The sequence below is a fragment of the Cognatishimia sp. genome (assembly GCF_964229375.1).
GTDB lineage: Bacteria > Pseudomonadota > Alphaproteobacteria > Rhodobacterales > Rhodobacteraceae > Cognatishimia.
On record NZ_CAXREH010000088.1, the window covers coordinates 1 to 26,200 of the forward strand.

A 26,200-nucleotide genomic window follows, 5' to 3' on the forward strand; every position below is an offset into this window, starting at 1 on the left:
CGCCAAAAGAGCGTCAGGGCGCATCACAGCGGACAGGTCTTTGAAAACAGTGCGTTTTGCGTTCAGATCTTCAAATACGGCTTCAATGGCAAGGTCGGCCTCTGCCGCGTCGGCATAGTCCGTTGTGGTCACAAGCGCTGCGCAGCGTGCCTCGAAATCGGAGGCCGTGATTTTCCCGCGGTCCAGCGCACCCTGCATCAAGCCAGTCACGGTTTTCGCGGCCTGAGTTGCTGCGGCTTCGGTCTGCTCGATGATGGTGACTGCCAGGTCTGCATTCAGACAGGCCGCTGCGATGCCGCTGCCCATCAAGCCGCCGCCCACAATGGCCACGCGCTTGATCGCCAAGGGCTGGGCCTGATCTAAAGCCTTGGGTTTTGCCGCAGCGCGTTCAGCAAAAAAGATATGACGCAGCGCCTGGCTTTCTGCTGAACTGCGCAGATCCAGATGCAGCGCGCGCTCACGCGGTTGGGCCTGTGAAAACGGCTCGGTGGCCCAAGATAGCGCCTCAAGGTTATGCAGCGGCCCCTGCCGACCCCGCGCGGCCTTTTGCACCTTGGGCAGATACGCTTCCCGGTCCATGGGGGCTGCCACCACGCGATCTGACGTCTTGGTATAGGCGCGACCAACGAAGTCTTGCACATGCGCCATCGGATCGTCAGAAATCAGATCCACAGCCCCAAGATCACGCAGGTCTTCGGCCGACTTCATCTGACCCAAACAGGCCATATCAACGGCCGCAGACCACCCCAAAAGACGCGGCGCCCGCTGGGTTCCACCTGCGCCCGGCACCAAACCGACGTTGACTTCGGGCAAGCCAAACCGCGTTCCGGGCTTGGCAACGCGAAAGGCACAGGCCATCGCGACCTCCAAGCCGCCACCCAAGACCGTGCCGTGAAGGATCGCCAGAAACGGCGTCGCGCTGTTTTCAATCGCATCAATAACATCCGGCAAATGCGGCTCTACGGGTGGCGCATCAAACTCGGACATATCACCACCGGCAATGAAGGTGCGCCCCTCACAGGTCAGTACGGCAAGATCACACCCCTGAACGTCATTGACCGCCGCAAGCAGACCTTCGCGCACCGACAACGAGGTCGCGTTCACAGGCGGGTTGTTGATTGAAACAAAGGCTATCGCCCCGTCAACGTTGACCTGGACAGTTTCTGGCATGATGTGTCGCTTCTTCAGTTATTCATTGACCGACCGGTCGATATATGAATAGTGGATAAGATGGAAGCCGCGCGATTGCAAGGGAGGATGCGTTGTCTGACACGATTTTGACTCAGGATCACGGTCACTGGGTGCAACTGACACTTAACCGGCCAGACAAGCTGAACAGCTTTAACGACGACATGCACCTGTCGCTGCGCAGCGCCATTGAGCAGGCCATCACGGACGGCAAACGCGCCATTTTGCTGACGGGCGCGGGGCGTGGATTTTGTGCGGGACAGGATCTTGGCGACCGAGACCCTTCAAAGATGGACACCGCCCCGGATCTTAGCCAGACGCTGAACACCTTCTACAACCCTCTGGTGCGCCTGATCCAAGGCGCAGAGCTGCCGGTGATCTGTGCAGTCAACGGGGTCGCCGCTGGCGCTGGGGCCAATCTGGCACTGGCCTGTGATATTGTACTGGCGGCGGATAATGCGAAGTTCATTCAATCCTTTGTCAACGTCGGCCTTGTCCCCGACGCAGGCGGCACGTGGAACCTGACCCGTCTGTTGGGCCCTGCCCGTGCAAAAGCACTGGCGATGACGGGCACGCCCATAGTTGCACCGCAGGCCGAGGACTGGGGCATGATCTGGAAAGCCGTGCCATCCGAGGATCTGATGTCTGAGGCGCGTGCGCTGGCGGAGAAACTGGCCAACGGGCCAACCCTTGGACTGGCACGCACCAAACAGGCCATAAATGCGGCAACCGTGAACACTCTTGATGCGCAACTGGATCTTGAGGCTGACTTTCAGAAAGCCTGCGGGCACTCTGCTGACTACGCCGAAGGCGTCACCGCCTTTTTGAACAAACGCAAACCGGACTTTGCAGGAAAATGACCCAATCCGCCAAAGACGTCGCAGAAAAATCCGCCAAGGCCATGTGGTCTCAGGACCATGCCACCGCGTGGTTTGGCATGCAGATTGACCACGTGGACGAAGGTTCTGCCACCCTGTCGATGACGGTTGAAAAGCATCACACCAACGGCCACGGAAGCTGCCATGGCGGGGTGATCTTTGCCCTGGCCGACAGCGCCTTTGCCTTTGCCTGCAACAGCCGCAACCAAACCACTGTCGCGCAGCACAACTCCATCACCTATGTCGCCCCCGGCAAAGAAGGAGATCGGCTGATCGCCAAAGCCCGCGAGGTCAGCCTGACTGGCCGCAGCGGCATTTATGACGTGACTGTCACAACCGAAAGCGGCACGGTGATCGCTGAATTCCGCGGAGGCTCCCGCACCATCCCCGGTACTGTTTACGAGGACACCTGATGAAAGACCTGACCCCCAGCAGAGACAGCCTTGACGCAATCGAGATCGCCTCTATCGATGAGATCCGCGCCCTTCAGTTTGATCGCATGAAATGGTCTCTGAAACACGCCTATGACAACGTGCCGATGTATCGCCAACGCTTTGACGAGGCTGGGGTTCACCCTGATGATCTAAAGAGCCTAGCGGATTTGGCCAAATTCCCTTTCACGGTGAAAAGCGACCTGCGCGACAACTATCCATTTGGCCTCTTCGCAGTGCCACAGTCTCAGATCGCGCGGCTGCATGCATCGTCGGGAACCACCGGCAAGCCAACGGTTGTCGGATACACCAAGACTGACATCGAAAATTGGGCCAGCCTTGTGGCGCGCTCGATGCGCGCCAGCGGCACCCGCCCCGGCGACATGGCGCATATCGCCTATGGCTATGGCTTGTTTACCGGCGGTCTTGGCGCGCACTTCGGCGCCGATCATCTGGGATGCACCGTGGTTCCCGTATCTGGCGGGCAAACCGAACGGCAGGTCACGCTTATTCAGGATTTCAAACCCACCACCATCATGGTGACCCCGTCCTATATGCTGAACATTCTAGAGCAGTACCATCGCGCCGGCATCGACCCGCGCGAAAGCTCGCTAGAGGTCGGGATTTTCGGGGCGGAGCCCTGGACGAACGCGATGCGCCAAGAGGTCGAACAAGCGTTTGATATGCACGCCGTCGACATCTATGGGCTTTCTGAGGTCATGGGGCCCGGGGTAGCGAACGAATGCGTCGAAACCAAAGATGGGCTGCATTTCTGGGAAGACCATTTTTACCCGGAGATCATCAACCCAGAGACGGGCGACGTGTTGCCAGATGGCGAAATGGGCGAGCTGGTCATCACCACGCTTACCAAAGAAGGCCTGCCGATGATCCGCTATCGCACCCGCGATCTGACCCGCCTTATGCCGGGCACCGCACGGACCATGCGCCGGATCGAAAAGATCACCGGCCGCTCTGACGACATGATCATTCTGCGCGGTGTGAACGTGTTCCCAAGCCAGATCGAAGAGCAGGTTCTCGCAACCCCCGACCTCGCGCCCTATTTTCAGATCCACCTGACCCGCAGCGGACGCATGGATCAGATGTCTGTCCACGTAGAGGCAACGCCCGAGGCCCAGGATACCGCTGCATCAGATGCAGCCGCCGCAATGTTGGGCCGCAAAATCAAGGATATTGTCGGCGTTTCAACCCAGATTGAAATCGGCGCGCCGGGATCTGTCGAACGCAGCCAGGGCAAGGCGCGTCGCGTCATCGACAACAGACCCAAAGACTGAACGCACATGGCACGGCCCAAAGCAAAAGACCACGACGACAAACGCAATATGATCCTGAGCACCGCCGCCGCGGTGTTCGCCAAAACAGGCATTGCGGGCACATCGATGAACGATGTGGCCAAAGCCTGTGGGATCTCAAAACCCAATATCTATCACTATTGCGGCAGCAAGAATGAACTGGTCTTCGTCATTCTGGACACCTATCTGAGCGCTTTAAAGGACCGAATTTCCTCATTGGATTTGTCGGGCAAAACGGCGCAGGAACAGCTGGGCGCGCTGACCACAGAGTTCCTTCTGGCCTATGACGGCATGGACAACGAGCACAAAATCCAGACCGAAGGCGTTCCCTTGTTGCCGATTGAGCAGCAGACGATCCTCAAAGGCTATCAACGCGACATGGTGCAGATCATGGCCAACACGATTGCCGCCTGTGCACCGGATGACATGGCCAACAATCCGGCGAAATGCCGCGATGTCACGATGTCGGTCTTTGGCATGCTGAACTGGTTCTACCTATGGAGCCCCGGCGCCGACGAAACCAAGCGTCTTGCCTATGCCCAGACGGTGACGGATCTGGTCCTGAACGGCATGAACGGCCCGTCAGACCCTTAAAAAAAGGGCCTGAGCGGACAACACCGGGTCAGTGACCCGCTTCGTCAAAATCAAAGATGATTTTCTTGGCCGAGGTCGGATAGGCCTGACAGGACAGCACAAAGCCCGCCTCGACTTCATAGTCCTCAAGCGCGTGGTTCGCGACCATTTCGACGTCACCTTCAACCACCTTGCACTTGCAGGTCGAGCAGACCCCCGCCTTGCATGCGTAGGGCGCGTCCAGATTTCCGCCCAGTGCCGCGTCCAGCAAACTTGTTTGCTCGGGGATCAAAAGGCTGCGCGTTTCGCCACCCATTGTGACCCGCGCCTCGATGCCGCCTTCCATCTCGCGTGCATCAGCGACTGGCGTTGGCAGGCGGCCCTGCTGACTGCTTGCAAACAGCTCAAAGCGGATCCGGTCTTTCGCCAGACCTGTCTGTTGCAGCGCCTCAGACACCGAGGTCATCATCCCCTCTGGCCCGCAAATATAGGCCATATCCACCGTCTGAATATCGATCCACGCATCAAACAGCGCCTGGCATTTTCCGGCATCAATGCGCCCGCGAAACAAGTCAATTTCCTGACTGTCATCGTTAAGGATATGGATCACGTTGAACCGGCCCAGATGCTGGTTCTTCAGATCCTCCAGGTCTTCGCGAAACATGATCGTATTGGGGTTGCGGTTCCCGTAGACCAGCGTGAAACGCGCATCAGGCTCTGTCGTCAATGCGGTTTTGATGATGGACAGGATCGGTGTGATGCCAGAGCCCACGGCAAAGCCCAAGTAATGCGGACTGTCCTCTGCCGGTTTGGCATAGAAATTGCCCATTGGCGGCATCGCCTGAATGACATCCCCCTCGGCCAGATCCGTATTCGCCCATGTCGAAAACGCACCACCCGATACGCGTTTGATCCCGACCTGCAAGACGCCATCCTCGACCCCGGAACAGATCGAATAAGACCGGCGCAGCTCGATGCCGTCAAACTCGTGCTTCAGGGTCAGATATTGCCCCTGAACAAACGAGAAGTCTGCGGTATCGGTGGGTTCCAAAGAGACAACAACCGCGTCGCGAATGGTCTTTTGGACGCTCGTCACTTTAAGTTCATGAAACTGAGTCATCGTTCTGACCTCATATGCATTTGAAATAGTCAAAAGGCTCTAGGCAGTCTTTGCAGCGCCACTGTGCCTTGCAGGGGGTTGATCCGAACTGGCTGATCTTTTCGACATTCTGCGAGCGACAATGCGGGCAGGCATCTGGTCCGCCCGCAGCTTGTGGCGGCGCGATGCCATAGTCCTGCAACCGCGCGCGCCCTTTTTGCGACAACCAGTCCGTCGTCCAGGGCGGGGCGATCTGAGTTTTCAGAGTCAGGTTCGTCACCCCCACCTTGGCCAGCGCCGTCTCGATATCCAGCGAAATGATCGACATGGCAGGACAGCCGGAATAGGTCGGCGTGATCTTGATCTCGACAGCGTCCCCATCCACCGTCACGTCGCGGATCACGCCGAGGTCCACAACCGAGATCACAGGGATCTCGGGGTCTGGCACGGCTTCCAGCCAGTCCCAGACCTGCGCTTCGCTGATGGCGTTCGGACGCGTCATATCACCAGGTCGCGTCCGGATAAGAGCGCGGCAGCGTTTGCATCACCGCCAGCATGTGGCCAAGGTGTTCCGTGTGGCGTGCACCGGTCCGCCCGCCTTTGTGTGCGAAGGTGCTTGTCGGCATGGGCAAGGTCGCCCGCTCAAACGTCGCGCGAACGCAATCCAGCCAAGCCTCACGCATAGACGACGGCAAGGGGGCAACCCCCGCATCGGCCATCGCCTGATCGGTTGCGTCGTCGGAGAAAAGCTCTCCGGCGTAGGGCCACAAATAGTCCAGCGCGGCCTGCATTCGGGCGTTGCTTTCCTCTGTGCCATCGCCCAGCGCGATTACGGTTTCAGACGAGCGGTCCAAGTGATAGCGCGCTTCTTTAAGCGACTTCGCCGCGATCTCGGACACCCTGACATCCGAGCTGTCGGACAGGGCCTGCAACCAAGGCACCTGAAACGCGTCAAACAGGAACTGACGCATCAGGGTCCGGCCAAAATCCTCGTTTGGCACCTCCAGCATCAGGATGTTGCGGAAATCATAGCTGTCGCGGAAGAACGCCAGCGCGTTGGCATCGCGCCCTGCACCTTCGATTTCGCCAGCATAGGCCAGCCACAACTGGGTCTGACCAATCAGGTCCAACGCCGTATTGGTCAGCGCGATGTCTTCTTCCAAGGCGGGTCCATGGCCGCACCATTCCGCCATCCGCTGCCCCAGCACCAAAGCATTGTCGCCCTGACGCAGCAGAAACTCAAACAAGTGGTTCATCACATTTTCCCCACGTCCTCAGGGATGTCATAGAAGGTCGGGTGACGATACACCTTGTCCCGTGCAGGTTCATACAAGGGGCCCTTTTCAGAGGGCGCAGAGGCCACGATCTGATCGGCCGGAATCACCCAGATGCTGACGCCTTCATTGCGACGGGTATAAACATCACGGGCGTTCTTGATCGCATGTTCCGCATCGGCGGCATGCAGTGATCCAACATGGCGGTGGCTCATCCCATGAGCACCCCGGATAAAGACTTCCCAAAGGGGCCATTCACGTTTCATATCGTTACTCCGCTGCGAGCTTGCGTGCGTGTTTTTTGTCGGCATGGGCCAGCATGGCCTCCCGAACCCAGGCATTGTTGTCCCAAGCCTTTTGCCGTGCCTTCAACCTGTCGGTGTTGCAGGGACCATTCCCTTGAAGGACGTCATAGAACTCGGTCCAGTCAGGCTGGCTGAAATCATAATGACCGGTCGCCTCATTCCAGGCCAAAGCGTCATCGGGCACGGTCAGCCCCAGATATTCCGCCTGCGGCACGGTTTCGTCGACGAACTTCTGGCGCAGTTCGTCATTCGTATTCATCTTGATTTTCCAGGCCATGGATTGCTCGGAATGCACCGAGTCCTTGTCGGACGGACCAAACATCATCAGCGCCGGATACCACATGCGGTTAAGCGCATCCTGCGCCATGCGTTTCTGCTCTGCAGTGCCATTCGCCATGGCCATCATCACGTGATAGCCCTGACGTTGGTGAAAGCTTTCTTCTTTGCAGATCCGCACCATGGAACGCGCGTATGGGCCATATGATGTCCGCTGCAACGGCACCTGGTTCATGATGGCTGCACCGTCAACCAGCCAGCCAACCGCGCCCATATCAGCCCAGGTCAGGGTCGGATAGTTGAAGATCGACGAGTATTTCATCGTGCCATTCAACAGCTTTTCCGTCAGTTGGTCTCGGCTAACCCCAAGGGTCTCGGCAGCGCAATAGAGGTAAAGACCATGACCCGCCTCGTCCTGCACTTTCGCCAGCAGGTTCGCCTTACGCTCCAGCGTCGGGGCGCGGGTGATCCAGTTGGCCTCAGGCAGCTGCCCCACGATCTCGCTGTGGGCGTGCTGACCGATCTGGCGGATCAGCGTCTTGCGATACCCCTCAGGCATCCAGTCCTTTGGTTCGATCTTTTCTCCGGCATCGATCCGCGCCTGAAACGCGGCCAGCTTTTCAGGATCTTCCTGGGTCGCGTTAGATTTCACCATTTGTGCATACATTTGGAAATCCCCTCTACGTGCGTTCAAGAATAAGGGCAGTACCCTGACCGACACCCACGCACATCGTACACAGCGCATAGCGCCCGCCTGTGCGCTTCAACTGATAGGCCGCGGTCATCACAAGACGCGCACCGGACATGCCCAGCGGGTGACCCAATGCAATCGCGCCACCGTTGGGATTCACATGCGCCGCATCATCGGGCAGACCCAGCTCTCGCAAAACGGCCAAACCTTGGGCCGCGAAAGCCTCGTTCAATTCAATGACGTCCATCTGTGCCAGCGTCAGACCGGTGCGTTCCAGCACCTTGCGCACAGCAGGAACAGGACCAATCCCCATGACACGGGGCGCAACCCCTGCCGCCGCCATTCCAACAACGCGCGCCAGAGGCTCATGCGCTTTGGCCGCTGCTTCATCCCCCAACAATAACGCCCCCGCGCCGTCGTTGACACCCGAGGCATTGCCCGCCGTGACCGTCTTGTCCGCACCATTCACGCCGCGCAGTTTGCCCAGCTTGGCAGCATCTGTTCCCGGACGCGGATGCTCATCCGCTGCAAACACCACCGGATCGCCTTTGCGTTGCGGCAGCGTGACCGACATCAGCTCGTCATCAAAGTGACCCGCCTCGGCAGCCGCCGCGTATCGCGCCTGAGATCGCACGGCAAAGGCGTCTTGGTCGTCACGACTAACACCGAAATCCTCGGCCACATTGTCGGCCGTCTGCGGCATGGAATCTATGCCATAGTCGGCCTGCATCTTCGGGTTCACAAACCGCCAGCCGATGGTGGTGTCATAGACCGCATTGGCCCGCGAGAACGCAGCATCGGCCTTGGGCATCACAAAGGGCGCGCGGCTCATACTTTCGACACCGCCCGCGATTGCCAGGCGGTAGTCGCCCGCCTTAATGCCGCGCGCAGCCATGCCGACCGCATCCATGCCAGAGGCGCACAAACGGTTAACCGTCGTACCAGGCACTTCCACAGGCAAGCCCGCCAAAAGCGCAGCCATACGCGCGACATTGCGATTGTCCTCACCCGCCTGGTTCGCGTCACCAAAGATAACATCGTCCACGGCCGCGAAATCCACACCCGGATTGCGGCGCATCAATTCCCTGACTGGCAAGGCGGCAAGATCATCGGTGCGTACAGAAGACAGCGACCCGCCGTATCGGCCAATCGGGGTTCTGACGGCATCAAGAATGTAAGCGGACATTAGATCTCCAGTTTTGGTTTTCATCTTGCTATCATGTTACACTAAATTACACAATCGTATTTTCTGTAACGTAAAAGCTATTTCATGCGATATACCCTTGCGCGGAAAGCCCTCAAAAAACACGAAGGCTTCGCACACAATTGCGAACCATTATCTGGTACAGGTTAGCTGCAATTTGGAGTAAGTGACTTCATTTCTCTCGGATTATCACCCATATTTCACAAGAGAACATCACACAGAGCAAAAAAGTGAAATACAATGCCAAAAGCGAAACCTGCTGAACTCAGCCAGAATGACCGACTCATACTGAAGGCCATGCAGGAAAACTGCCGTCTGACCACCACGCAGTTGGCAGAAGAGGCGAACATGTCGGCCTCGACCTGCTGGCGCAGAATTCAGGCGATGGAGGCCGACAAGGTGATCTCTGGCTATGTCGCGGAAATCGATGCAGAGCGCGTTGGTCTAGGGTTTTCCGCGGTGGCGATGGTCAAGATGACGCGACACTCAAACGATGCGGTCGAGAACTTTGTGCAGAAAGTCCAGAAGCGTCCGGAAATCATGCAGTGTTTTGCGATCACGGGCGAAGGGGATTTCATGTTGCGTGTGGTCGCCGAGGACATGGCAGACTACCGCAATTTTTTGAACACGTTTTTGTTCAAACTCGAAGGGGTCGACAACGTGAACACGGCGGTTGTTATGGAGACGATCAAAGACGGCTCTAAGCTGCCGCTTTAAAGTGCGATCCGCCTGTGGGGAGTAACCCAGACGGATCGCGACGCAGAGCGGACCTAGATTTGCATCGCCCAACCCGCGGCATCCATGGCCGACTGCCGCAGCGCCTCGGATCGGGTTGGATGGGCGTGACAAATACGCGCCAAGTCTTCGGCAGATCCGCTCATCGCCATCAGTGTACAGGCCTCGCCGATCAGCTCGCCAGCACCCGTGCCAACGATGTGAACGCCCAAGACCTCATCGGTTTTGGCATCTGCGATCAGCTTGACCAGACCTTGGCTCTCGCCACTTGCCCGCGCACGGGAGTTGGCCAGAAACGGGAAACGGCCGACGCGGATGTCCCTGTCTGACAACGCGTCTTCCGTCGCGCCAACCCAAGCGACTTCGGGCGCGGTATAGACGACCGAGGGGATCAGATCGTGCTCGATCAGCGGGGTTTGACCTGCGATCATTTCGGCCACGGCCACGCCTTCGTCCTCGGCTTTGTGCGCCAGCATCGGGCCAGAGGTGCAATCGCCGATTGCCCAGATCGTCTTTGCCAGCCGCAGCGCGCCATCGCCGACCAGCACGCCGCGCTCGTCCGGATTCACGCCCGCATTTTCAAGCGACAGGCCGCGCGTGTAAGGGCGTCTGCCAATAGCCACAATCGCGCGATCCGCGGTCAAAGTCTGGCGGTTGCCATCAGGCATCGTGACATTGACGCCCACCGAGGCCCCGTCCACCACAGCACTTTCGACCTTGGCATTCGTCACAAAGGTCAGCCCTTGCTGTTCATAAATCGCCTGCGCCGCCTTCGCGATCTCAGGGTCTGCGCCCGGCAAAATTCCGTCCGAATACTCGACCACCGTGACCTGTGCCCCAAGGCGCGCCCATACGGACCCAAGCTCAAGCCCAATGACGCCTGCCCCAATAACCACAAGCGTTTCAGGCACTTCAGGGAATTCCAACGCCCCCGTGCTGGAGACGATGCGATCCTCGTCAACGTCTACGCCCGGCAAGGTGGCTGGCTCGGAGCCAGTGGCGACAACGATGTTGCGCGCTTTCAGGGTTTGCGCTGTGTCGTCTGCACCCAAAACGCGCACCGTTTCAGAATCTACAAAAGACCCTTCCCCATAAAAGACATCGACCTTGTTCTTTTTCAGCAGAAAGGCCACCCCTTTTGTCAGCCCAGAGACTGCGTCATCTTTGGCCTTCATCATGTGCCCAAGGTTCAGCTTTGGCGTCCCGACATCGATGCCGAGCCCCGACAATTCGGTCGCTGCGACGTGGAACAGTTCTGACGCATGCAGCAGCGACTTTGAGGGAATGCAGCCCACATTCAAACAGGTGCCGCCAAGCGTCGATCGCCGCTCAACGCAGGCCACCGACAACCCCAACTGGCCTGCCCGGATCGCGCAATTATAACCCCCAGGCCCCGCTCCGATGATGACAACGTCATAGGTCTTGGTCACAGCTTTGCTCCCCCTGCTCATCAGTCCGCAGGCCAGTTTTCTAGAACGTCCACAAAGCGTGTCAGCCAAAGGTTGGTCTGATGCCCGTCAATCACACGGTGATCGATGGTCAGCGACACATAGGACTTAGGGCGGATCTGAATTGAATCCGCACCGTTTGCCTCGACCACGCATACGCGTTTCTCAAGCTTGCCAATCCCCAGGATCGCGGACTGCGGCTGATTGATGATAATGGGCGAGGCCACCAGTGATCCCGACACCCCATGGTTCGAGATCGTGAATGTGCCGTTCTTCGTGTCTTGCGGGGTCAACGCCCGATCACGCGCGCGCAGGGTCATGTCCTGCAGCCGCGCGGCAATGCCTTGCAGCGACATGTTCTGCGCCTGATGCACGACCGGAACGATCAAACCATCGTCCCCCAAAGCCGTTCCTACGCCAATGTTGACGTCGCCGAACACCTCGACGGCATCGTCGTGCCACCGACTGTTCACCAAGGGCGACACCTTCATGGCCTCGACCGCGGCCGCAATGAAATAGGCCGTAAAGGTCAAATTAAGCCCCTTGGCCGCAAAGTCGGCTTTGTGTTTTTTGCGGTGTTGGATGATCGCGCTGAAATCCGCCTCAAAAACTGCCGTCACATGTGGTGCTGTGGTGACCGAATGGCTCATGTGATCCGCGATGGCCCGCCGCATCGTCGAATGCGGGATCATTTCGCTTGGCCCCATGTTGTTTGATACGGCAGGCGCGGTGGACGTTTGGGGCGCGGGTTGCGCGGCAGTTATGGCACGCGGCGCAGGCGTTTGCGCCTTGGCGGCCTGGACAAAGGCCAAGGCGTCAGCTTTTGTCACGCGCCCGTTGCGCCCACTGCCGGGGATGTTGTCGGCGTCCTGCAATCCGGCTTCCATCAGAATCCGGCGCACTGCAGGAGAGAACCGCCGCTCGGTACCCGCCATCTTGTCCAGAGCCTCGACGGGCGCGGCAGCCACAGACGGCGTGGCTTCAGAGGCCTGCGCCGGTGCACCCGAAGCCGCGGTATCAAGACGTGCAAGCAGCGCACCCGGCTGGGCGTCCTGACTGCTTTCCAACAGCTTTTCCGTCACAACACCATCGGTGGGCGCTGGCACTTCCACTACCACCTTGTCAGTTTCCAGCTCGACCAGCGGGTCGCCTTCTTGCACGGTGTCGCCAACCTCGACAAACCACGAACGGACAACCGCCGCGGTGCCCTCTTGCTCCAGAGGGACAATTACATCAGTGAGAGTGGTCATCTTAGAACTCCAGAAGCGCTGTCAGCTCGGCGCGGATTTTGTCCACCGATGGGACGGCTGCATTCATCAGAACCGCGTTGTGAGGGCTTGGAATATCCGGCATCGTCAGACGTTTGACGGGTGCATCCAGATCCATAAAGGCCTCGTCCGCCACGCGCGCGGCGATCTCGGACCCAAAGCCAGCTGTGCCGTTGTCCTCGTGCACAATCAGGCAGCGCCCGGTGCGCACGACCGAGGACAGGACCATTTCGTCGTCCCAAGGGCTTAGCGTGCGCAGGTCAATGACGTCGCAATCCAACCCGGCCGCGGCCTCTTCGCAGCGTTGAACCATAGCCCCCCAGGCCACCAACGTGGCACGATCACCACGAGAGATCATCTTGCCCCGACCGAAAGGCAGCACAAAATCATCGCCAGGATAGGGGCGACGGGCCCAGGGGTCATCGAGCTGCGCGCGGTGTTCAAAGAACACCACCGGGTCGTTTCCGCGCAACGAAGCCCGCAAAAGGCCAACCGCATCTTCTGCGTTGGAAGGAAACGCAAGCTTCCAGCCGGTTGCTTTTGCAAACTGAACTTCGTTGGTTTGGCTGTGCCAGGGATCACCACATTTGAAGAAACCACCAGGCATGCGCAGCACGATAGGTGCGGCGAACTGATTGTTGGTGCGCCATCTGACGGTGCCACAATCATTGATCTGCTCGACCGCAGGATCCGCATATTTGCGGAATTGAATTTCAGGAACAGGCACCAATCCGGCATAGGCCATCCCGACGGCGCGGCCAATGATCCCCTCTTCGTTCAGACTGGTGTCAAACACCCGATCTTCCCCGAATTTGTCCTGCATCCCAAGTGTGACCGCGTGCACGCCCCCTTTCGGGCCAACGTCTTCGCCAAAGACCACAACGCGATTGTTGATCTCCATCTCATGCTCAAGCGTGGCACGGATGGCTGTCACCATATTCAGGCGGCTTTTGCTGGTTGGCTTCGGCACGTCGGTTGAGGTCGGCGGCACGTATCCTTCGGCCCATTGACCGCCCTGAACTTGCAGCCGCCCCTCTTCAAAGAAGTTGTCCCGCGTCACAGTCGCAGGGTCTGCAATCGGAATGGCATCCGCAGCCTCGATCGCGGCGCGCACGCGGGTTTCCACCTCGCTTTCCATATCGGTCCACTCGCTTTCTGACAGAACGGATGGGACAACATGTGATTTCAGCTGTGGGAGGGGATCGCGCTCCCACTCGTCGGCGACAAACTCCTCAGATTTATAGGCCTGCGTATCCTGAAAGGAATGCCCCTGCAGGCGCGGAACCCTCAGCCGCAAAAGACACGGACCATTGCGCTCACGGACATAGCGCACGGCCTCTTTGATCAGACTGGACGCCTCTTCGGGATCCGAGCCATTCCCCGCCAGAATGTTCAGCCCTTTAAAGGACGCCAAATTCGCAGAAATGTCGCCGCCAGGCGTCTGAAACGTCGAGGGCACCGAGATGCCATACTGGTTGTCCTCGATGTAAAACAAAACTGGCAGCTTCTGAGTGGTTGCGATGGTCAAGGACGCCCAGAAGCCATTGGTTGCCACCGAACCGTCCCCGCCAAGGCAGACCGCAATCGCCGTGCTAGAGCTGTCCTCGCCCAGCTGACGTGCCCGATACTCCAGCGCCTGCGCCCAACCAGAGACTGGCGAATACTGCGCGCCGACGCCTCCGCTCATGGGAAGGCCCTTGGGTCCGTCCTGATTGGGGAAATTGAACACAACGCCAATGTCGCGCCCGTCAGAATAGCCGCCAGACCGCGCCATGGCCGAGCCCATTGCATGCACAAGATCCACCCCAAGGCCCAGAAGCAAAGGACGCGAGCGATAATACCCGCACACCGCATCCATCGGGTTGGTCAGCTGACTGGACAGCAACACCTGCGCCACATCATGCCCACGCGCCGAAAACTGATAGAGCACCTTTTTGGCAGGCACCAATTCCGTTTCTTCAAGGCGGTCAATCGTGCGCGACGTAAGGACCGTATCGACGACGGACTTCCAGTCTATGGATGTGTCTATATTTGACGCCGGCTGCGCCTGTTGTTTCAGTTTTGCTTGCGTGTTCACGACCGGGCTCTCCTGCACTTAATTCGCGTTTGTTTGACCGGCCCAAAGGCAAGACACCAAAGCGTCACCCAGCGTATGCGCGGACCTGTGACGTTGAAGCCGGACAAATAGCGTCGCTTTCAGGGTAGTGACCCTGCGTGAAAACGGGTTTCAAACTTGCAGGCCGCATGCGCGCAAGAGCGGTGTGGGTTTCAATAATTTCTCTAATCTGGAAAAATCATTCAGCTTGCGCGCAACACGTCAAGCAAACCGCCAAAAAGAGAAAATTTGTGAAATTGCGCGATTCACGCAATCTTGACCACGCGGGGCATCTGCCGCGCGCGAAATCCGGACCCAAATTGGTGAAAAGCACTTGACCCCAAACCGTGTCGTCAGCAGGCGGCCATCAGACGATACACGATCTGCGCCGCGGTGAAATCCCAAGCCGCATTGCCATCTGGCGCCAGCTCTACCACGTCCAAGCCGACACATTTGCGGCCCTTCAGAGCATGTTCCACCAAACGCAGCGCCTGATAATACCCCAATCCTCCGGGCACAGGCGTTCCGGTTGCGGGCATCAGGCTTGGATCCAGCCCGTCGACGTCGAAGCTGACATAGACCAACTCGGGAAAATCCTCAGGCAGATCGACTTCGTGAATATTCCCGACCACCAGCTCTTCGGCATCTTTGAAGAACACATCGTTCTGCTGACGGCTGTCGATTTCCTGCTGACACAAGGCCCGCACCCCGAACTGCGCAAGGCGCACGCCCTCTTCGGCCAACAAATGCATGACAGAGGCATGCGAGTGCTTGTTGCCCTGATAAGCCACACGCAGGTCCGCGTGGGCGTCAATTTGAACAAGGCCGATGGGCTGGCCCAGCGCCTGTGCGACCCCCATGACAGCCCCATAGCTGAGCGAATGCTCGCCCCCCAGCGTCACCGGGATTTTGCCCGCAGAAACAGCCGCGCCAGTCCGCTCTGCAAGACGGCTCATCACATCGGGCAAGTCTCCGGTGCAGTCCAGAGCGTCTTGCGTGAAAATCCCATCAGCGCAGGGTTCACACCCGTTGGTGATCCGCTCCAGCTCATTTGAGGCCTCGATAATAGCCGCTGGTCCCTGATGGGTTCCAGAGCCGTAAGACACCGTGCGCTCCAGAGGCACGGGAATAACATGAAACCGCGCCTCTTCACCGCGTTCGCTTTGCGTCAGTTCACTGTCCAGAAAAACGCTCATGACAGGCGGTCCTTGAAGTCGGAATAGGAAAATTCGCGGATCATCTGCAGCGCATCAGTTTTGCTGTTCCAGAGCGCAATCGCAGGCAAAGGCACGCCGTTAAACGTGTTGGTCTTCACCATCGAATAGTGCGCCTGATCCAGAAAGGCAAAGCGCTGCCCGACTGTCAGAGGGTCAGACCACGTGTAGTCGCCGATCACATCCCCCGCCAGACAGGACGGCCCACCCAGACGATAGGTTGTCCCCGTGCTGGCCTCTGCCAGCATTGCCGGGCGATAAGGCGCTTCGATGACGTCGGGCATGTGACAGGTGGCGGAAATATCGGTGATCGCGATGTTCATGTCGTTGGTGAAGGTATCCAGGATTTCCCCCACCAAGATGCCTGCATCCAGCGCCACGGCCTCGCCGGGTTCGATCATCACATCCATATCGTATTTGATACGGATATCTTTCAGCAAATGGATCAGCACATCACGGTTATAGTCGGCGCGCGTGATGTGATGCCCGCCGCCGAAGTTGACCCATTTCAACTGTTCAAAATACGGAAAAAGCTTGAATTCCACCGCGGACCAGACATGCAAAAGAGGATCTACGCCCTGTTCACAAAGAACATGCATGTGCACGCCGTCGACGCCTGTGAATGCCTCTGGCGTGAGCTGGCTGATCGGCACGCCAAGCCGTGAACACGGCGCGGCAGGGTCATATTTGGCGATGTCGCCAACGGAGTATTCGGGGTTGATCCGCAGACCGACCTGAACGCCCGCCGCCTGACATTTGACGAGAAAGCGGTCCTTTTGGGCGATGGAATTGAAGATCACATGATCGGAAAGCGCAATGATTTCATCGATGTCGCTGTCTTTATAGCCTGCACAGAAGGTCGCCACTTCGCCGGTGTATTCCTCGCGCCCCAAACGCGCCTCATAGATGCCAGAGGCGCAGGTGCCGTCCAGATACTTGGACACAAGAGGGGCAAGCGAGAACATCGAAAACGCCTTGAGGGCCGCAAGCACTTTGGCGCCCGAGGCATCCGCCACGTGGCGCAGGATTGCCAAATTCGCCTCAACAGCCGCTGCGTCCACGACAAAGCAGGGGCTTGGCACGCGGGTCAGGTCAAAGTCGCGAAACGCCCCGGGATCGCCGGCTTGCGTGGTCATGAGCTCTGTCATCTCGGCATCCTTCTGGGGGCCAGCCCCCAGACCCCCGGGATATTTCTGGCAAGAGAAAAAGAGGGGTCTGGGTCGGGATTAGAAATCGACGGGACCGTCGAGCTCGTGCACCTGCCAAGGCAGGCCATGTGCGTTGAGCATATCCATGAAGTCATCGGGATCGAGTTGCTCCATATTCCAGACACCCGGTGCGCGCCAGTTGCCTTTGAGAAGCTGCGTTGCCCCGATCATCGCTGGCACGCCGGTTGTGTAGCTGACCGCTTGTGAGCCGACCTCGGCATAGCATTCTTCGTGATCGCAGATGTTGTAGATATAGAAGGTCTTTTCGCCTGAGCCATCCTTGGCCTGACCCGTCGCGATATCGCCGATACAGGCTTTGCCTTTGGTCAGCGCGCCCAGATCGCCGGGATCGGGTAGCAGGGTTTTCAGGAATTGGATCGGAATGATTTCTTTGCCGTCATGCATCACCGGATCGATGCGGGTCATGCCGACGTTTTCAAGCACTTTGGCGTGCATGATATAGGCATCCCCAAAGGTCATCCAGAAGCGCGCCCGTTCGATTTCCGGGAAGTGGGTCGACAGGCTTTCCAGCTCTTCGTGGTACATCTGGTACATGTTTTTCATGCCCACGCCCGGGAAGTCAAATTCGACTTTGGTGGACATGGCAGGGCTTGCGTGCCAGGCGCCATTTTCCCAGTGACGCACTTCGGCCAAAACTTCGCGCAGGTTGATTTCAGGATTAAAATTGGTGGCGAAAGCCTGCCCGTTGTCGCCACCATTTGCGTCCAGAATGTCGATCTGGCGGATGGTGTCGAGCTTGTGTTTCTTGAGCCATGTCGCAAAGACAGAGGTCACGCCCGGATCAAAACCAGAGCCCAGAATAGCCGTCAGGCCCGCCTCTTTGAATTTATCCTGATAGGCCCATTGCCAGTGATATTCGAACTTGGCCACATCTTCGGGCTCGTAGTTCGCTGTATCCAGATAATGACAGCCTGCCTCCAGGCACGCGTCCATCAGCACCAGATCCTGATATGGCAGCGCGAGGTTCACGAGGATTTCGGCCCCGGTTTCCTTGATCAAAGCCACGGTCGCGGCAACATCCATCGCATCCAATGCGGCGGTTTTGACGGTGACGCCCGTGCGCTCTTTGACGGCCGCTGCGATGGCGTCGCATTTGGATTTTGTCCGGCTGGCCAGCGTGATCTCGGTGAAGATGTCGCTGTTCATTGCCATTTTGTGCACGGCCGCGTGCGATACGCCCCCTGCTCCGACAACCAGTGTTTTGCCCATGATCCCTACTCCTACGTTTGAGGTCACTCGTAATAAGTGTATCCGTTAATGCTGTCGCGGTAAGCGCTCATCAGGATTTTTCGTTCTTTGGATTGCAATGCGCCGGACGAGATCGCCTCGTCCACCATTTTGCGGAATTCTGCGACACAGTCCTGCGGGTCAAATTCCACATAGGACATGACCTCGGAAATCGTGTCGCCTTCTTGTTCGTGCAAGAGGTCAAAGCCCCCGTCATCGCGCAGCTCGATCGTGACCACATTGGTGTCGCCAAAGAGGTTGTGCAGATCGCCCAGCGTTTCCTGATAGGCCCCGACAAAGAACACACCCATGAAATAGGGTTTGTCTTCGGGCAGCGTATGCACCGGCAAGGCGCGCGCCACGCCATCGGACAGAATGAATTTGTCGATCCTACCGTCGCTGTCGCAGGTGATGTCAGACAGAACGGCATGGCGATCAGGCACCTGGTCCAGCATCTGCAGAGGCAACATCGGGTGCAGCTGGTCGATGGCCCAGACGTCTGGCAAGGACTGAAAAAGCGAGAAATTGCAGTGATAGATGTCAGACAGGCGGATCATCTGATCCTCGGGCACTGTGATATCGTCAAAAGCCGCGTGGTGTTTTATGCGGGCCATGATGTGCAGATAGATCCGCTCGGCGCGGGCCATTTCCCGCAGGCTTACATAGCCGCGATGAAACAGCGCCCGCATTTCGTTGCGATAGAAATTCGCGTCGTTCCAGCATTCTTGCAGGCGATCTGCGGTGATATATTCGCTGATCGCCAGAAGGTCCGAAATCAGATGGTGATCATCGGGTTCTGGTTTGGGTGCGGTTGGCGCGTCATAAAAGGTTGCCTCAAGCACATTGAACAACAGCATCGATGATGTTGCGACAACGGCGCGACCACTTTCCGTCACCAAGGTCGGGTGCGCGATGTTGGCCGCATCCATCGCGTATTTCACGGTTTCCACCACATTGGTGCAATATTCGCGCATGGAATAGTTGATCGAATTCTCGGTCGCGGCCTTCTCGCCGGTGTAATCCACACCCAGACCGCCGCCCAGATCAAGATGCGTCAGGGGCACGCCTTCGCGCATCAATTCGGTGTAGTAGCGGCAGGCTTCCGAGACCGCGCGGCGCACATCGTTAACGTCAGGAACCTGACTGCCAAGGTGGCTGTGTTGCAGCTTCAGACAATGCAACAGCCCCGCGTCGCGCAGCTTGTCGATCACCAGAACCAACTGGTCCGTGTTCATCCCAAAAGTGGACCGGTCGCCCGAGCTTTCTTCCCATTTGCCCGTGATCTGATTGGTCAGCTTGACGCGCACGCCCAACAGCGGCTCGACCCCAAGCTCTTTATAGACCTCGATAACCGTATCGACCTCTTTCGGGCTTTCCAAAACGATGACGGTGTTGAACCCAATTTTCCGCGACAGGATGGCCAGACTGATGAATTCAGGGTCTTTGACACCGTTACAAACGATCAGCGCATCGCGGGACAGCCTGTGGGCAAGGGCGATAACCAATTCTGGTTTTGAGCCGGCCTCAAGCCCATAGTCATAGGGTTTGCCGAACTGCACGATGCGATCAACCACCTGCGCCTGCTGGTTCACCTTGATCGGAAACACGCCGCGATAGACGCCTGCATACCCCACGCGCTGAATGGCTTCGGCAAAACACTCGTTGATGTGTTTGATTTCGTTTTCCAAATAGGACGACACCCGAAGGATCATCGGCGATTGAACACCGCGGTCATCAAGGTCGGCCAGGATATCAGGCAGGCTGACCGCAGGGGCATCAGGATTAAGCGGATTTTTCAGGCCAACTTCGCCTTTGTCCGTCACGACAACAAGGTCTTTGCCCCATTTATCGATCCCATAGACAGTATGCGGTGCAACAGTTGGCTTGTTCAATCACGTATCCCCCAAAATGGCGAAGACTCAGGTCTCAGGTCCGGCATCTGTCCGGATGGCGCGGTTTAGGCGGGAAATGGATTCGTGCCAAGGAAAAACTTGCGATCTTTCCTTAAGATCAAAGCGATCGTGCAGAGGCCCGGGGCACAGGCCTCTGCACCCTGCATTATGTCAGCAGAACAGGCGCGCCCTTGGCCAAGGACTCTGCCGCGGCATCGGCCAAAACCTGTGCTTTCAACCCGTCTTCGATAGTCGGGCTGATCGCGGTGCCATCACGAACCGCAGCAACAAAATGTGCCATTTCGCGGCGATAGGCTTCGCTGTAGCGTTCCAGGAAAAAGTGCTGGGCTGGCGCAGCGCGAAAGCCCTCGGCTGTTGCCACTTCGACCGTGTTTTCCAACATGTTTTCAGCCCGCAGCATACCACCGGCCCCATGCACTTCGATGCGTTGATCATGGCCATAGCTGGCCCGGCGCGAATTGCTGATCTGACAGATTTTCCCGCTGGCCGTCGTCAAGGTCACGGCCGCAGTGTCCACGTCGCCTGCCGCGCCAATGGCAGGGTCAACCAACGCAGCGCCGACCGCGTAGACAGACACTGGTTCCTCGCCCAGCAGAAAGCGGGCCATGTCCAGATCATGGATCATCATATCGCGAAACAGCCCGCCAGAGCTTTTGATATAGCTGACCGGCGGCGGGGAGGGATCACGGGATTGGATCGTCACGATCTCGACCGCGCCGATCTCGCCGTTTGCAATGCGGCTTTGTACGTTGGCAAAATTAGGATCAAAACGCCGATTGAAGGCGGTCAGAAAGGGCACATGAGCCTGCTTGACGGCCTCCATGCAGATCCGGATGCGATCGGCCGACATATCCACTGGCTTCTCACAAAAGATCGCTTTGCCCGCAGCGGCCGCGGCGTGGATCAAGTCGAAATGCGTGTCGGTCGGTGTGCCAATGACAACCGCATCGACGGAGGCGCTTTCGATCAGCTCGAGCGGCTCCAGCACCTGTGCACCGGTTTGTGCCGCCAGCGCCTGAGCGGGATCAGCAAAGGCATCGGCCACAGCCGAAACCTCTGCGCCATCTATATGCGCAATGGATTTGGCGTGGACCTGACCGATGCGCCCACACCCCAGAAGACCAATTCTCAGCATCACTCTGTTCCTTTAAATGCCCGCAGAACGCGGCGTGTGGCCTCAAAAACCGGATCATGCGTTTCTTGCAGGATCTGAACCCGGTCAAACCGCGCATCATCTTTGGTCACGGCATCGCGCAGCGCGTAACCAAAGGCCATGCGTAACTCGGTTCCGATGTTAAACTTGCAAATCCGCGAGCCACGCGCCAGCGCAGACCGCTGCGCAATGGGAACGCCAGAGCCACCGTGGATTACCAGCGGGATGTCCGTCACAGCCTCGATTGCGCGAATGCGCGGCTCGTCCAACCCACCCTCTTTGTCCTGTTGCAAATGAACATTGCCAACAGAGATCGCCATGGCGTCCACACCGCTTTCGCGCGCAAACCGCGCGGCCTCGTCAGGGTCGGTTCCTGCAGAAGTCTCGCCACCGGAATAACCGACAAATCCGATCTCTCCTTCACAGGAAATGCCCGCAGCGTGGGCCATTTCGGCGATGCGCGCGGTTTCGTCGATGTTCTGCGCCAACGGCTTGCGCGATCCATCATACATCAGAGAAGTAAACCCGCTGTCCAAAGCCTCTTTGCATTCGTCAAAGGTATAGCCGTGGTCCAGATGGGCAACGACGGGCACAGAGGCGTTTTCCGCAAGGTGACGGAACATTTTGCCCAACACTGGCAGAGGCGTATGCGCCCGGCAGCTTGGGCCCGCTTGCAGGATCACCGAGACCCCTTCGGCCTCGGCGGCGGCAACATAGGCGCGCATTTCCTCCCACCCAAGGGTCACAAGTCCGGCCACAGCGTAGCCCTGCTTCAGCGCGGGCTGAAGCACTTCAGATAAAGTCGCAAGGGTCATTTGAACTTAGCCACCATGTCCATAATTCCCGGGATCGTATGCAGCTGTTCTGCGTGTTGCGGCTGGAAGTATTGCTTCAGACTGCGCTGGCTGAGGCCGCCGAGAATGGTGAAATAATACATCTGATACCCGGGCATCGCGACGCAGGGGTGATATCCCGACCGCAAACAAATCGTCGAGCCATCAACGATGTGATGCGCATCGCCTGTGGCGTCGCCCTCTTGCTGGATGATCTGAACGCCGGTGCCATAGTTCGGCTTGAACCGATAGTTATAAGTCTCGTCATGGCGCGTTTCATCAGGCAGCCGGTCCGTGTCGTGCTTATGCGGAGGAAACCCGGACCAGCCGCCCTCACCCACCGTGTAAAGCTCGCTCACCAAAAGGCGGCCAACTTTGTCGTGATGATTTCCGCCAAGGATATGCTTGATCTTGCGGTGGGTTTTTGTGTCGTCAGACCCATATTGCACCACGTCCAAATCAGCGGCGCGGACGTCAAATGGTTCCAGCACTTTGTCGTATTTGGCGCCTGCAATGAACGTCTCGGTTTCGTCACTTACGCAGGTGATGCGCACCTTTGCCCCAACGGGCACGTAAACGCCTTCTGGTTCGCCGTCCCAGACATCGACCCTGCGGTTGCCCAGCGCGGGATATTGCGCGCCTTCAACATCCACATCGACGGTTCCGGTGCCCGGAACAATGCAGGTTTCATAGCCGGGCGTCGCATATTCAAAGGTTTCGCCCTTCTTTAGCTTGACGATATTGAAGTAGTTGAGCGGTACGAAACCGTCTTCGACATCCACGATCGGTTTGTTTTCATTGTCATATGGAGCGATATGCATGGTGTCGTCCTTTCAGCACGTCGTAGGGCCAGGATGGGATTTCAGGAAAGCGTCTAGCTGGTCGCCGTTTGGCATCGCAGGCGCACAGCCCGGTTGCGAAACGACGATCGACGCACAGGCAGAGCCGCGCAAAACGGCGTCTTTCATCGGGTGTCCTTCAGAGAGCGAAGCAAGGAACCCCGCCATAAAACTGTCGCCAGCGCCGGTCGGCTTGACCGCATCCACCTTGAAAATCCCGGTAGAGATTTCAGCGTCTTTGGTGATGGTCACGGCACCTTCGGGGCCTTTTTTATAGACCACAATCTGGGCCGAGGTCTGTGCAAGCTCGCGCGCTTTGGCGATCCCTTTGTCGATGCCGCCCGCCATAAAGCCGAACTCTTCATCATTGCCGACAATCACATCAGACAAAGCACCTGCGCGCGAAAGAACTTCTTCGGCGACCTCAGCAGAGGGCCATGAATAGGGGCGATAGTCGACATCAAAGATAATCGGGATGCCTGCCGCCCGCGCCAGCTCGAAGGCCCGAAAAGCCGCAGACCGCGACGGTTCAGCGGCAAAAACGGTGCCCGCAGTGATCAACGCGCCATACTGCGCATAATCCACGGCCTCGACATCGGCGATTGTCATCTGAAAATCCGCCGCGTTGTTGCGATAAATCACGCTCTGATGCTCTTGGATGCGGGTTTCATAGATGGCCAGCGAGGTGCGTTCCTCGCCCTGCACCCGCCGCACATAACGGCGATCCACTTGGTAGTGATCCAACTGGCCTTCGCAGTACCAACCGACTGCATCGTCAGACACGCAGGTCACCAGAGCCGCCTTACAGCCAAACTTCACAAGCCCCGCCGCAATATTGGCCGAGCTTCCGCCCATAGCGACCATCATATCGGTGGCCTCTTTCGTGCGACTGCCCGGAGGGTTTGGCGACAGATCCATACCCACGCGGCCGATCACCAGAAAATTGCGTTTGGCGATGCCGTCCAAAACCATCACACACCCCGCCGTTGCTTTTCGCGACTGGATTCCCAGTCCAGATGGGCTGCGCGGACGGTCTCGTCCTCGGTGATATGCGGCGTGCCGACTTCCCACCAGGCATGGCCCTCGGTGGTCCAGCCCTCATAGGGGTCAACGTCCATCACAATGACATAGGTTTTGTCGCTTGCTTGCGCGCGCTTAAAGGCCTCGGCCAGCTCGGTCGGGTTGGCCACCCGCTCCGAGGTCGCGCCCATGGCGGCCGCATGCGCGGTAAAGTCTACGGCAAAGGGGGCCGCGATGGTCGGGCAATCTTCGTAGAGGTTGTTGAAGCTCTCGTTGCCGGTGTTGTTTTGCAGCTTGTTGATAACCGCGAAACCACCATTGTCCAAAACCAGCACGATCATCTTTTTGTCAGACAGCACCGACGAATAAATGTCCGAGTTCAGCATCATATAAGAGCCGTCCCCGCAGAAGGTGATCGTATCGCGGTCTGGCTCGCGTTGGGCCTGCGCGATGCGTGCCCCCCAAGCGCCCGCGATCTCGTACCCCATGCACGAGAAACCGAATTCGACGTCGACTGTGCCGATATCCAGCGTGCGCCAGTTGGCCGTGACTTCAGCAGGCAAACCACCCGCTGCCGCAACCACGCGGTCGCGCGGATCAACCAGATCGTTCACCACACCAATGGCCTGCGCATAGGAATTTGGCCGGTTCCCGATCGAGACATTGTCCGCCACATAAGCATCCCAGGATGCGCGCTCGTCCTGCGCCAGTGACACCCAATCAGCGGGCGCACGATAATCAAGAGCCTGAGTGAGTGCCGTCAGCCCCAGTTTCGCATCCCCAACAACGGTCAGCGACATGTGCTTGGCCGCGTCATGACGCGCAGCATTCACCGAGATGAACTGAGCGTCCTTGGCGAACGCCGTCCATGACCCCGTCGTAAAGTCCTGCAAACGCGTGCCGACCGCGACGATCACATCGGCCTTTTCCGCAATCGCATTTGCACTGTCTGATCCCGTGACCCCAATCGGCCCAATGTTCAACGCATGGCTGGCCAGCATATTGGCCCGCCCTGCAATGGTTTCGACCACCGGAATTTGGTGCGTTTCCGCAAAAGCGGTCAGTTCTGCCACAGCCCGCGAATATTGCACGCCACCGCCTGCGATGATCATTGGGCGTTTGGCCTTAGACAGGCAGGCAACCGCATCTGCGATTTCGGCCTCATCGGGTGACTGTCGGCGAATGCGGTGCACTTTCTTTTCGAAAAACACCGCGGGATAGTCATAGGTCCACCCCTGCACATCCTGCGGAAGCCCAAGGAAGGCCGGTCCGCAATCGGCGGGATCCAGCAAGGTTGCAATGGCCGCTGGCAGAGACTGAATCACCTGCGCCGGATGCGTGATGCGATCCCAGAAACGGGTGACCGGCTTAAAGGCGTCGTTCACGCCAAACGTCGGGTCATTGTAGTTTTCAAGCTGTTGCAGAACAGGATCCGGCAGGCGCGTCAGGAAGGTATCACCGCACAACAACAACATCGGCAGACGGTTGGCATGCGCCAAAGCGGCTGCGGTCAAAAGGTTTGCAGTTCCCGGCCCCGCAGAGGCTGTGCAGAACATAAAACGCTGTCTCAGCCACGTCTTTGCATAGCCCGCCGCCGCGAATCCCATGCTCTGTTCGTTCTGGCCGCGATACAGCGGCAGCGCCTCTTTGACGCCGTTCAGAGCCTCACCCAAACACGTCACATTGCCGTGGCCAAAAATACCAAAGCCGCCACCGCAAAGGCGCAGCTCTTCGCCGTCTATCTCAATGTATTGATTGGATAACCACCGGATGATCGCCTGTGCGGTCGTCAACCGAATAGTGTCGTTCGTGCTAGTCATATTCTGCGTGTCCCCCCCTTGGGAAAATTCGACGTCATGTCGAATGCAGCTTGCGAGTCATTGATTCTCAGGATACTAATTTTGCAACCGGTTGCAAATTGAATTTCAAACCGTGAGGAGATGACAGGTGGAAATCGGGATTGGCATCATTGGCGGCGGCTATATGGGCAAGGCACA

24 protein-coding genes are annotated in these 26,200 nt (G+C 58.0%); 5 read left to right on the forward strand and 19 right to left on the reverse strand.

Features of this window, described 5'->3' with window-relative positions:
* Positions 1 to 1,170: 3-hydroxyacyl-CoA dehydrogenase NAD-binding domain-containing protein (locus ACEQWH_RS07005; RefSeq protein ID WP_370229180.1), on the reverse strand; the 1,170-nt coding region annotated here is incomplete at its 3' end.
* Positions 1,171 to 1,262: 92 nt separating this feature from the next.
* Here ACEQWH_RS07005 and paaG point away from each other — a divergent pair.
* The 4 genes from paaG to ACEQWH_RS07025 are packed head-to-tail and all read left to right on the forward strand — an operon-like array spanning position 1,263 to position 4,401.
* Positions 1,263 to 2,048 (forward strand): 2-(1,2-epoxy-1,2-dihydrophenyl)acetyl-CoA isomerase PaaG, encoded by a 786-nt coding sequence (gene paaG / locus ACEQWH_RS07010; protein WP_370229182.1) that lies wholly within the window; start codon positions 1,263 to 1,265, stop codon positions 2,046 to 2,048.
* Positions 2,045 to 2,479: a hydroxyphenylacetyl-CoA thioesterase PaaI gene (gene paaI / locus ACEQWH_RS07015; protein ID WP_370229184.1), complete on the forward strand. Its 435-nt coding sequence runs from the start codon at positions 2,045 to 2,047 to the stop codon at positions 2,477 to 2,479. The genes paaG and paaI overlap by 4 nt, the downstream gene beginning before the upstream one ends.
* Positions 2,479 to 3,789 carry a phenylacetate--CoA ligase PaaK gene (gene paaK / locus ACEQWH_RS07020; protein WP_370229186.1) on the forward strand — a complete coding sequence of 437 codons (1,311 nt, stop codon included), beginning with the start codon at positions 2,479 to 2,481 and terminating at the stop codon, positions 3,787 to 3,789. Before paaI ends, paaK begins: the two co-directional genes overlap by 1 nt.
* Positions 3,790 to 3,795: 6 nt before the next feature.
* Positions 3,796 to 4,401, forward strand: a complete 606-nt coding sequence (locus ACEQWH_RS07025; protein ID WP_370229188.1) for a TetR/AcrR family transcriptional regulator — start codon at positions 3,796 to 3,798, stop codon at positions 4,399 to 4,401.
* Positions 4,402 to 4,429: 28 nt separating this feature from the next.
* Here the strand turns inward: ACEQWH_RS07025 and ACEQWH_RS07030 are convergent, their stop codons facing one another.
* Genes ACEQWH_RS07030 through pcaF form a run of 6 tightly spaced genes read right to left on the reverse strand, consistent with a single transcriptional unit; the run spans position 4,430 to position 9,211 of the window.
* Positions 4,430 to 5,500 carry a 2Fe-2S iron-sulfur cluster-binding protein gene (locus ACEQWH_RS07030; RefSeq protein WP_370229190.1) on the reverse strand — a complete coding sequence of 357 codons (1,071 nt, stop codon included), beginning with the start codon at positions 5,498 to 5,500 and terminating at the stop codon, positions 4,430 to 4,432.
* Positions 5,501 to 5,510: 10 nt separating this feature from the next.
* Positions 5,511 to 5,981, reverse strand: coding sequence for a 1,2-phenylacetyl-CoA epoxidase subunit PaaD (paaD, locus tag ACEQWH_RS07035; protein WP_370229192.1), 471 nt, complete (start codon positions 5,979 to 5,981; stop codon positions 5,511 to 5,513).
* A 1-nt stretch (position 5,982) separates the two neighbouring features.
* Positions 5,983 to 6,735, reverse strand: coding sequence for a 1,2-phenylacetyl-CoA epoxidase subunit PaaC (paaC, locus tag ACEQWH_RS07040; protein ID WP_370229194.1), 753 nt, complete (start codon positions 6,733 to 6,735; stop codon positions 5,983 to 5,985).
* The gene (paaB, locus tag ACEQWH_RS07045) at positions 6,735 to 7,019 is read right to left on the reverse strand and encodes a 1,2-phenylacetyl-CoA epoxidase subunit PaaB (protein ID WP_370229195.1); all 285 of its coding nucleotides are present in this window, start codon (positions 7,017 to 7,019) and stop codon (positions 6,735 to 6,737) included. The genes paaC and paaB overlap by 1 nt, the downstream gene beginning before the upstream one ends.
* A 4-nt stretch (positions 7,020 to 7,023) precedes the next feature.
* Entirely contained in the window at positions 7,024 to 8,001 is a 978-nt protein-coding gene (paaA, locus tag ACEQWH_RS07050) for a 1,2-phenylacetyl-CoA epoxidase subunit PaaA (protein WP_370229197.1), read from the reverse strand.
* A 13-nt stretch (positions 8,002 to 8,014) separates the two neighbouring features.
* Positions 8,015 to 9,211: a 3-oxoadipyl-CoA thiolase gene (gene pcaF, locus ACEQWH_RS07055; RefSeq protein WP_370229198.1), complete on the reverse strand. Its 1,197-nt coding sequence runs from the start codon at positions 9,209 to 9,211 to the stop codon at positions 8,015 to 8,017.
* Positions 9,212 to 9,469: 258 nt separating this feature from the next.
* On the opposite strand from pcaF, the gene ACEQWH_RS07060 reads away from it, so the two are divergent.
* On the forward strand, positions 9,470 to 9,946 hold the full coding sequence (locus ACEQWH_RS07060; RefSeq protein WP_370229199.1) for an Lrp/AsnC family transcriptional regulator: 477 nt from the start codon (positions 9,470 to 9,472) through the stop codon (positions 9,944 to 9,946).
* 53 nt (positions 9,947 to 9,999) lie between these two features.
* Here ACEQWH_RS07060 and lpdA read toward each other — a convergent pair whose 3' ends face one another.
* The 12 genes from lpdA to iolD all read right to left on the reverse strand — a co-directional run bounded on the left by lpdA (position 10,000) and on the right by iolD (position 26,023).
* Positions 10,000 to 11,394, reverse strand: coding sequence for a dihydrolipoyl dehydrogenase (gene lpdA / locus ACEQWH_RS07065; protein ID WP_370229200.1), 1,395 nt, complete (start codon positions 11,392 to 11,394; stop codon positions 10,000 to 10,002).
* Between the two features lie 20 nt (positions 11,395 to 11,414).
* The gene (locus ACEQWH_RS07070; protein WP_370229201.1) at positions 11,415 to 12,662 is read right to left on the reverse strand and encodes a dihydrolipoamide acetyltransferase family protein; all 1,248 of its coding nucleotides are present in this window, start codon (positions 12,660 to 12,662) and stop codon (positions 11,415 to 11,417) included.
* A 1-nt stretch (position 12,663) separates the two neighbouring features.
* Entirely contained in the window at positions 12,664 to 14,757 is a 2,094-nt protein-coding gene (locus ACEQWH_RS07075) for a thiamine pyrophosphate-dependent enzyme (protein ID WP_370229203.1), read from the reverse strand.
* A gap of 371 nt (positions 14,758 to 15,128) precedes the next feature.
* Positions 15,129 to 15,971 carry an agmatinase gene (gene speB / locus ACEQWH_RS07080; protein WP_370229204.1) on the reverse strand — a complete coding sequence of 281 codons (843 nt, stop codon included), beginning with the start codon at positions 15,969 to 15,971 and terminating at the stop codon, positions 15,129 to 15,131.
* The gene (locus tag ACEQWH_RS07085) at positions 15,968 to 17,137 is read right to left on the reverse strand and encodes a carboxynorspermidine decarboxylase (protein ID WP_370229205.1); all 1,170 of its coding nucleotides are present in this window, start codon (positions 17,135 to 17,137) and stop codon (positions 15,968 to 15,970) included. The genes speB and ACEQWH_RS07085 overlap by 4 nt, the downstream gene beginning before the upstream one ends.
* Positions 17,138 to 17,215: 78 nt before the next feature.
* Positions 17,216 to 18,427: a saccharopine dehydrogenase family protein gene (locus tag ACEQWH_RS07090; protein WP_370229207.1), complete on the reverse strand. Its 1,212-nt coding sequence runs from the start codon at positions 18,425 to 18,427 to the stop codon at positions 17,216 to 17,218.
* 23 nt (positions 18,428 to 18,450) lie between these two features.
* Positions 18,451 to 20,337 (reverse strand): biosynthetic arginine decarboxylase, encoded by a 1,887-nt coding sequence (gene speA / locus ACEQWH_RS07095; RefSeq protein WP_370229209.1) that lies wholly within the window; start codon positions 20,335 to 20,337, stop codon positions 18,451 to 18,453.
* Between the two features lie 166 nt (positions 20,338 to 20,503).
* A complete protein-coding gene (gene iolG / locus ACEQWH_RS07100) occupies positions 20,504 to 21,493 on the reverse strand; it encodes an inositol 2-dehydrogenase (protein WP_370229211.1) in 990 nt (329 codons plus the stop codon).
* Positions 21,493 to 22,326, reverse strand: coding sequence for a class II fructose-bisphosphate aldolase (locus ACEQWH_RS07105; protein WP_370229212.1), 834 nt, complete (start codon positions 22,324 to 22,326; stop codon positions 21,493 to 21,495). The genes iolG and ACEQWH_RS07105 overlap by 1 nt, the downstream gene beginning before the upstream one ends.
* A complete protein-coding gene (locus ACEQWH_RS07110; protein WP_370229213.1) occupies positions 22,323 to 23,165 on the reverse strand; it encodes a 5-deoxy-glucuronate isomerase in 843 nt (280 codons plus the stop codon). Before ACEQWH_RS07110 ends, ACEQWH_RS07105 begins: the two co-directional genes overlap by 4 nt.
* Before the next feature lie 12 nt (positions 23,166 to 23,177).
* Positions 23,178 to 24,158, reverse strand: a complete 981-nt coding sequence (gene iolC / locus ACEQWH_RS07115; RefSeq protein ID WP_370229215.1) for a 5-dehydro-2-deoxygluconokinase — start codon at positions 24,156 to 24,158, stop codon at positions 23,178 to 23,180.
* A complete protein-coding gene (gene iolD, locus ACEQWH_RS07120; RefSeq protein ID WP_370229217.1) occupies positions 24,155 to 26,023 on the reverse strand; it encodes a 3D-(3,5/4)-trihydroxycyclohexane-1,2-dione acylhydrolase (decyclizing) in 1,869 nt (622 codons plus the stop codon). The genes iolC and iolD overlap by 4 nt, the downstream gene beginning before the upstream one ends.
* Positions 26,024 to 26,200: the final 177 nt, after the last annotated feature.